Raw genomic sequence first — 8,464 nt, forward strand, 5'->3', positions numbered from 1 at the left:
CAGCACCGCCTGACCCGGTTCCGCCCACTCCGCCGGCAGCACCGCCTGATCCGGTTCCGCCCGCGACGCCGCCCGATCCCGCGGACCCCGCTCCGCCCCTGGCCCCGATCGATCCCGACGCCCCGGTCGATCCCGGCGGCGCCGGCATCGCTGGCTGGCGGCCCACCTCGCCCACGCCGGTTGCGCCGGCCGCGGCAGCCTTCGATGGCGCCGGCGTCAACGTCGGCGTGATCGACAATGGCTTCCCTGCCGATCCCACCACGGACCACCACCAGGCGGCGATTGCGGGCGTGCTGCGCCGGGTCATCGCGCCCGAGGCCGCCGAAGCCACCGACGAGCACGGCGCCATCAAGACGCACGGCGCCATTGTCAGCCGCATCATCGGCGGCCAGGTCGTGGCTGGCGACAGCTTCCCCAAGGGCTCGGCCACGGGCATCGGCCTGTACCAGGCGAATCTGCCGTCCACGTTCAATGCCCTGGTGCTGCATGCCCGGTTGACTTCCCTGACCGCGAGCGGCGTCACTATCGTCAACAACTCCTGGTCCTTCGCCACCGAGCCCGAATACGCCTTGCCTGGCGGCGACCAGGCCAAGGCCGATTCACCGATCGTGATGAGCTTCTTCCCGATCCTGGACACCGCCGTGACCCGCAATGGCCAGCTGCTGATCTGGGCCAACGGCAACGAATCCCAGCCCAACCCCTACCTGCTGGCCGGCGCGCCCTATGTCGCGCCGCCGCTCGAACGCGGCTGGCTGACGGTGGCCCAGCTGCTGGCCGACGGCAACCTCGCGCCATGGTCGAACGCCTGCGGAGTGGCGGCGAACTGGTGCATCAGCACGCGCTCGCCGGACGACGCCAAGCTGACGGGCACCTCGTTTGCCGCCCCGGTGGTCGCGGCGACCGCGGCGCTGGTGTCGCAGGCCTACCCCTGGATGGACAACAGCGCCTTGCGCCAGACCTTGCTGTCGACCGCCGACGACATGGGCGACCGCGCGCGCTTCGGCTGGGGCCGGCTGAACCCGGACCGCGCGGTGCGCGGCCCGGCGCTGTTCGACACGCGCCTGACGCTGGGCGGCGATTTCGTGGCCGACTTCAATGCCCGGCAATCGGCCTTCTTCAATGACATCGGCGGCAATGCCGGCCTGACCAAGAACGGCACTGGCGAGCTGGTCCTGTGGGGCGCGAACCACTATGCCGGCGCCACGACCATCAACCGGGGCACCCTCACGCTGTACGGCAGCGTCGCCAGCGACATCGCGATCCAGGCGGACGGCGCGCTGGGCGCCGACGGCGGCGTGGCGGGCGGGTCAGTGCGCAACAACGGCGCGCTGGCGGCCTACGGCAACGGCCTGCACATCATGCGGGACTACGACGCCCTGCGTCCGGAGGCGAAGCTGACGATCCAGCTCGGCACGACCGTCACGATCGACGGCCAGGCAGCCCTGAACGACTCCGGCCTGGTGATCGCCAAGCCCGACGATTCCTACCTGGTCCGGCATCGCGAAACCGCCCTCAAGGCAGGACAGGTCGCCGGCCGCTTCGGCACGGTGGCCGGGTCGGCGGGCCTGCTGTATTCGGTCAGCCCAAATTACTCCGCGACCCAGGTCGACCTGGACGTGGCGCGCAACAACGTGGCCACCGTGGCGCACAGCCTGTATGCCGGCCAGACCAGCCGCCTGGCCGCCGCGCAGGCCGTCGAGACGGCGTTCCAGGCCGCCGACGCGACTGCGCTGGGCGACGACGCGAACGTCAGCGATACCTTCATGCGGGCGGCGGCGAAGCTGCAGGCCGTCGGCGACGCGGCGGCGCTGGCCACGGCGCTGGACAGCCTGAGCGGACAGATCCACGCCTCGTCGCAGGCGCTGACCTTCCAGCAGTCGCAAGCCGTGAACCGCGTGCTGTCCAACCGCGTCGACGACCTGTCCCTGCCAGGCGCCCGGACCGGGCCCTGGGTCGACATGGCCGGCGGCAACGGCCGGCTCAGGCAGGCCGGCTTTGCCGGCGCCGACACGCGCCTGTTCGGCGGTCAGTTCGGCGTCGACCAGCGCCTGGGCGATGCCGGCATCGTCGGCGTGGCCTTCAACTGGTCCGAGGCCAAGGCGGACTTCGACCGCTACGGCGGCCGCGCCAGGAGCCAGGGCACCGGCCTGTCGCTCTATGGCCGTTACGGCGCTGACGGCGGGCCGTATGTGGCGGGCCGCGCCGGCCACGCCTGGATCCACGCCGACATCCAGCGCGACATCCTGGCCGGCGGCGCCGACCACCTGGACAGCGGCCGCGATGACCGCCTGATCTCGCTGTATGTCGAGGCGGGCCGTACGTTCGACCTGGACGGCACGCGCCTGACGCCGTTCGTGGGCCTGTCCCACGACCACCTGCGGCGCGGCGCGATCCATGAGCGCGACAGCGCCTTCGGCCTGAAGGCCGACGCCAAGTCCTACGGCCAGAGCGCCGCGTTGCTCGGCCTGCGGCTGCAATCGTCGCCGCTCGACTGGGCCGGCGGCGCCACCACCTTCAGCGGCTATGGCGCGTACCGCTATGGCAACGCGACGCCGCTCGATTTCACCGCTGCGTTCGCGGGCGCGCCCGACGCGTCATTCCAGGTCCAGGGCATCGGGCTGCCGCGCCACACCGGCTGGCTCGGCCTGGGCGCCCACTCGCTGCTGGGCAACCGGGTGTCGTGGTTCATCCAGGGCGATCTGCAGTTCGGCCAGGGCGGCCTGGCCAACACGGTGTTGTCGACGGGGCTGCGGTACTGGTTCGATTGACGCGGGCCGGCGCCGGTCAAGGCGCCGGCGCCGGCCGCAAGCGGCTCAAGGCCAGCAGCGCCGCCAGCGCCAGCACGCTCAGCCCGCCCAGCAGCGCGAACGTGACCGGCGCGCCGGCCTGCTCCATCGACACGGCAAGCGCCGGCGGCGCCAGGGCGTTGATCAGGTTCATCGGCAAGGCGATGGCGGCCATCGCCGCCGCATAGCCGGCCTTGTCGAAGAACACCAGCGGCATGGTGGCCCGCGCCACCGCGAAGGCGCCGCTGCCGACCCCGAACAGCAACAGGTAGCCGACGACCGGCAGCAGGCCGGCGCCGCCGATCCAGATGGCGACCAGCCCCAGCGGGATCATCGCGCCCGCGGCGATGCCGGTGGACAGCCCGTCCCAGCGTCCTCCGCCCAGCAGGTCGAGCACGCGCCCGCCGACCTTGAAAACGCCCAGCAGCGACGCGACCGCGACGGCGCGCGCCAGGTCCATGCCCATGGCCTGCAGCAGCGGCACGCCCACGGCCTGGATGCCGAACGTGACGAAGCTGTTCAAGGCAATCGCGGCCACCAGCAGCACGAAGATCCTGCCATGGGAGCCGGCGCCGCGCCGCGCGGCCACTGCCGCCGTCGCTTCGGTCGCGGGCAGGCCGAACCAGAGCAGCGGGCCCACGGCCAGCGCCATGACGGCGGCGTACACGAGCAGCGCATCGCGCCAGCCGATCAGGTGATCGAGAAACGCCGTGACCGGCAGGAACACGCTGCCCGCCAGGCCCGTCACCAGCATCAGCGTGCCGATGAGGCCGCGCGCCTGTTCCTGCGCATATTCCACGACGTAGGCATAGGCGGCGGTCGTCAGGAAGGCGGCGCCCGCCACGCCGATCAGCGCCCAGGCGGCCCAGAAGGTCATTAGGCCCGGAGACAGCGCCAACAGGGCCAGGCCCAGTCCGATCAGCGCGGCGCCCGCCGCCATCGCCTGGCGCGTGCCGAACCGGCGGAACGCGCGGGCGGTCAGCGGCGCGGCCAGCCCCATCGCGACATACATGACCGACGTGCCCAGGAATATCGACGGCAAGGTGGCGCCCAGGTCGGACGCGACCGGCGCGGCGATGACCGGCAGCACGCCGACCACGCCCCAACCGACGATCTGGGTCAGCGACAGCAACAACAGGACAAGGAAATGGCGTTGCATCGTCCACTCCTCGATCCGGGTGGGGCAGTTGCATGGCGATGGTCAGGCGCTCCGATGCGACGGGGCGCTGGAGGAGTTTACCCCCCGCCAAACGCAACGCCGCGTTGCGCGCTCTTCTCTTTTTTCCCGCCGCGCGCCGGCCTAGCGCCCCTTGTCCATCGACAGCGGCACGCCCCAGATCGGATCTTCCATGCCCTGCTTGCCCAGCGGCGTGATCTGCATGGGCTGCAGCTTGGCCAGCAGCGCCTGGTGCTCGGCGCTCAGGGTCCGCTGCGCCAGGTACTTCTGCGCGAACTCCATCGGCGCCGGGCGGGTGTAGACGGTCAGGTCCTCCAGCGGGCACTCGATCATCTTGGGGTCGACCGCGCGGCAGGCTGACTGGCGGAACTTGTAGCTGGGCGTCTTCAGGTGCATGCGCTGGCTCAGCACCAGTTGACCGCCCTGCAGCGTGAAGCTGGCCAGCGCCTGCTTGGGCGGGATGCGCGCCTGCACCTTGATGGCGGGAATATCGCGCGAATCGGTTTCCTCGTAGTAGCCCGCCGGCATCCCCGCCGAGGTCTCGGTGTATTGCTGCTCGCCCCAGCTCACGCAGGCGCCCGAAGCCACGTGCACGGCCGTGCAGACCTGGCGCGTCTTGGTCTCGCTGTGGGTGGTGGCGTCGCGCCACGCCTGCTGCCTGTAGAACTCGCGGTAGAGTTCCGGCGAAAGATAGGCGGTGCCGTTGGCGCCGCGGCCCGATCCCTCCGGCCCGCGCTTGGCCCCGACCTGATCGAGCAGCGCATTCAGCTTGTAGTCGTCGCCGCCGGTCAGCAGGTACTTGCCGGGCGGCAGGATATGCACCTCGAACGCCTGGAACAGGTAGGTTTCCTTCGGGTCGCGCTTGAGCGCATTGGTCTGGAACTTGCGGCTGAAGGTCACCTGCGGCGCCTTCTCGTGCATCCAGATCACGGTCGGCGTCCACTGCGTCATGGTCAAGGCGTCTTTCAGCGTCGCGTGCGGCATCAGGTCGGCCACCAGCACCACGGCCATGTCCGATTTGAGCGCCTCGTTGATCAGGTCCAGCAGTTGCCCGTAGCGCGGATCGTCGCGGGTGCCGTACCCGTTCGAGGACGGAATGTTCACGCACCCCGACAGCGCCAGCGTAAGCGTCAGGAGGGACAAGGCAAGGCGCGGGCGCGGCAAGGTCATGGATCGGTCCTTAAATGAGGCTGAATCGTTCTGAGCGCGCATGCTACTGGCTGGCGGCGGAATGGCAATGGCCGCGTGCTCGCCTGAAACATAAGGCCGCGTTGTCCGTCTGGCGGCCTGCGCCGTCCGTCGCGCGCCACGGACGGCGCAACACCTGCAATGGCGCGGCCCGGGGGCAGCATGGCGGGTCAGGATCGAGCATCCGCGGGCCGGCCGGACCGTCCGCCCGATGACAATTATTGTTGCGATTGTTTCCTGTTGAGGCCGCCGCGCATGATCAATGGTCCGCGCCGTTCTATCTGTCCCAGGTCGGCTTTCTGATCCTGGTGCTCTGCCTCGCACCGATCTCATTGCGAGGGACGCCTCACAAATATCAGACTAACAGTAAGACCAGAGAGCGCGTTTTCCGACACGAGCAAATCTAGAATCGGATTGGCATCGTTTCCGCGATGCGCCGCGGGAAGCGCCCAGGCCTGTCCTCCCCGCGGTCGACGCAATCCGTGGCCAGGGATGACCAGTGCAGGTATGCGCGTTCTTGTCGTTGAAGATCAGCCGGAATGGGCCGAAAGCGTGTCGAACCACATCGCCGGCCTCGGGCGCACGGTGCAGGCCTGTGGCACCCTGCAGGACGCGCTGGCCCACATCAGGCAGGACGCGCCCGGCATCCTGGTGACGGCGGCGTCGCTGCCTGACGGCGACATGCTCGACCACATCGCCTCGCTGCGCCGCACGTTTCCCGCCATGGGCATCATCGTGCTGACCGACAACGTGCGCATGCCTGCGCAGCTGCAAAGCCTGAGCGACGGCGCCGACCATTACCTGATCAAGCCGATCCAGCTCGCGCTGCTGGCCGTCACCGTCAGCGCGCTCGAGCGCCGGCTCGTGACCGCGACGCCCGGCGCCGACGCGCGCCGCAGCTGGACCCTGAACGTGCAGTCACGCCAGCTGCGCTCATCGGACGGCGAACAACTGGACCTGACCGCCAAGGAATCCATCATCCTGGCGTCGCTGATCCAGAGTCCGAAATTTCCCATCAGCCACAAGCGCATGTCGCAGAATCTCGGCTACCCGGAAGTCATCTACGACCAGCACCGCATCGACGCGCTGCTCTATCGGGTCCGCAAGAAACTCGCGACCCTGCGCGACGCGCCCATGCAGATCCGCAATATCTATTCCGAAGGGTCCTTGCTGGTGATGCGCGAAAGCACGATCCGCATCGCCACGCATTCCTGATCGACGCGCCGCCTTGCTCGACAACGCCGACAACGCCGACAACGCCGACAACGATAGGACCCTGGCGGCTCGCGATTGTTGCGCCGTCGAGTATTTATGAGTTTTCAGCAACGCGAAACGCCTACACTGCAGGTGTCTTGCAACTTTCCCCAAGAGAGACAAGGCCGAAGGCCCCACCCGCTTATCCGCGTGTGGGGCCTTCTTCTTTTGCGACGGCAAGCATGCGCCTTCAGCCCGCGATTTCCGCATCAAATCTCATAAAAAATCATAAGACTGCCGTTTGCCCGGCAATCATCTAAAGATCATTTTCGCCATGTCGTAGTCCTGGCAACGGACGAACCTGAACGCTGATTCTCAGTTCATCACGTTGGCAATCGGGCAGCTCCCTGCCCGGTGCGATCAAGCCTTTCTCTGCTAGGAGCTAACACATGGCCGCAGTCATCAATACCAACTATCTGTCGCTGGTCGCGCAGAACAACCTCAACAAATCGCAGTCGGCGCTCGGCACCGCGATCGAGCGCCTGTCCTCGGGCCTGCGCATCAACAGCGCCAAGGACGACGCGGCCGGCATGGCCATCGCCAACCGCTTCACCGCCAACGTCAGGGGCCTGACGCAGGCGGCGCGCAACGCCAACGACGGCATCTCGCTGGCGCAGACCACCGAAGGCGCCGCGGCCGAGATCAACACCCACCTGCAGCGTGTGCGCGAGCTGGCGGTGCAGGCCGGCAACAGCAGCTACTCGCAAGAGCAGCGCAATTCGATGCAGGACGAAATCAACCAACGCCTGTCGGACATCGACCGCATCTCGGAACAGACCGACTTCAACGGCGTGAAGGTGCTGTCGGCCAAGGCAGAGCCCCTGACGCTGCAGGTCGGCGCCAACGACGGCGAAACCATCAGCCTGAACCTGTCGGAAATCAGCATCAAGACGCTGGGCCTGGACGGCTTCAACGTCAACGGCTCGGGCGTGACCCAGAACCGCACGGCCACGGTGACCGACCTGACCGCGGCCAACGGTAGCCAAACGGGCAACGACTGGGTCGTGCAGACCAACCACGCCTCGGCCACTGCCGACCAGGTATTCGGCAAGCTGGAAAGCGGCAACAAGGTCACGCTTAGCGCCACCGTGCCGTCGTCCGCCACCACGTACACCTACGACGCCGCCAACAACAACTTCTCGTTCGTCGACAAGTCGGCCTCCGACGCAGCTTCCGTCACGGCCCTGGCCAACTCGCTGCGCCCGCCCACCGGCACCGCCACCGGCACCTACGTCCATGCCAACGGCACCGCGTCGACCACCTTCGAAGTCGACGCCACGGGCGCCATCAAGGTCAATGGCTCGGCGGCATACCTCGACGCCGGCGGCAACATGACCACCAACAGCGCCAGCGGCACGGCGGCCACGCTCGACACGGTGATGACGGCCGTGTCGAACAACACCAACGCCGCTGGTCAATCGTCGCTGTCCATCGGCGGCAAGACGTACCAGAACTTGGGGGGCAACGCCTCCGCCGCGGCCCATGTCACGTTCATCAACACCTCCTCGTCCGATGCATTGCTGGCCAAGGCCAAGGCCAACGCCACGGCCAACGACGTGACCGTCACGCTGGGCTCGGGCATCGCCTCCGCCACCGTGAGCTTCACCAGCGGCACGTCGACCGACACCTACGTCGATGACAAGGGCGCATTCACGACCACCGCGAACTTCCAGACGAGGTACCACGTCGACCCCACCTCGGGCCAAGCCACCGTGACGGGCGGCACCGGCACGGGCGACTACGCCCCCAAGACGGGTTCGCTCGCCTACGTCAGCGCGTCGGGCAAGCTGACCACCGATACCACCAGCAAGGGCACGCTGACCGCCGATCCCATGAAGGCGCTGGACGCCGCCTTCACCAAGCTGGACAAGATGACCGGTGAACTGGGCGCCGTGCAGAACCGCCTGGAATCGACCATCTCCAACCTGAACAACGTGATCAACAACCTGGCCAACGCCCGCTCGCGCATCCAGGACGCTGACTACGCCACGGAAGTGTCGAACATGTCGAAGGCCCAGATCCTGCAACAGGCCGGCACGTCGGTCCTGGCGCAAGCCAA

General features: G+C 68.0%; 5 protein-coding genes. 3 read left to right on the forward strand and 2 right to left on the reverse strand.

What is annotated here, in order from left to right; all coding sequences use genetic code 11:
* Positions 1 to 2,768 (forward strand): autotransporter family protein (locus AOZ49_RS19095; protein WP_197286750.1); only part of this gene is annotated, 2,768 nt, incomplete at its 5' end.
* Between the two features lie 16 nt (positions 2,769 to 2,784).
* Here the strand turns inward: AOZ49_RS19095 and AOZ49_RS19100 are convergent.
* Both AOZ49_RS19100 and AOZ49_RS19105 read right to left on the reverse strand, forming a co-directional pair.
* The gene (locus tag AOZ49_RS19100; protein ID WP_054477135.1) at positions 2,785 to 3,945 is read right to left on the reverse strand and encodes an MFS transporter; all 1,161 of its coding nucleotides are present in this window, start codon (positions 3,943 to 3,945) and stop codon (positions 2,785 to 2,787) included.
* A 141-nt stretch (positions 3,946 to 4,086) separates the two neighbouring features.
* Positions 4,087 to 5,133, reverse strand: coding sequence for a hypothetical protein (locus AOZ49_RS19105; RefSeq protein WP_054477137.1), 1,047 nt, complete (start codon positions 5,131 to 5,133; stop codon positions 4,087 to 4,089).
* A 525-nt stretch (positions 5,134 to 5,658) separates the two neighbouring features.
* On the opposite strand from AOZ49_RS19105, the gene AOZ49_RS19110 reads away from it, so the two are divergent.
* Positions 5,659 to 6,366 (forward strand): response regulator transcription factor, encoded by a 708-nt coding sequence (locus tag AOZ49_RS19110; RefSeq protein ID WP_054477139.1) that lies wholly within the window; start codon positions 5,659 to 5,661, stop codon positions 6,364 to 6,366.
* Positions 6,367 to 6,794: 428 nt separating this feature from the next.
* A partial coding sequence (locus AOZ49_RS19115) for a flagellin N-terminal helical domain-containing protein (RefSeq protein ID WP_054477141.1) occupies positions 6,795 to 8,464 on the forward strand: 1,670 nt, incomplete at its 3' end.

This window comes from Achromobacter sp. 2789STDY5608615 (assembly GCF_001298995.1).
Lineage (GTDB): Bacteria > Pseudomonadota > Gammaproteobacteria > Burkholderiales > Burkholderiaceae_B > Achromobacter > Achromobacter insuavis.

Bases quoted from the DNA above. Each gene is read 5' to 3' on its own strand.
- AOZ49_RS19100 (WP_054477135.1), bottom strand. From the start codon at position 3,945: ATGCAACGCCATTTCCTTGTCCTGTTGTTGCTGTCGCTGACCCAGATC.
- AOZ49_RS19105 (WP_054477137.1), bottom strand. From the start codon at position 5,133: ATGACCTTGCCGCGCCCGCGCCTTGCCTTGTCCCTCCTGACGCTTACG.
- AOZ49_RS19110 (WP_054477139.1), top strand. From the start codon at position 5,659: ATGCGCGTTCTTGTCGTTGAAGATCAGCCGGAATGGGCCGAAAGCGTG.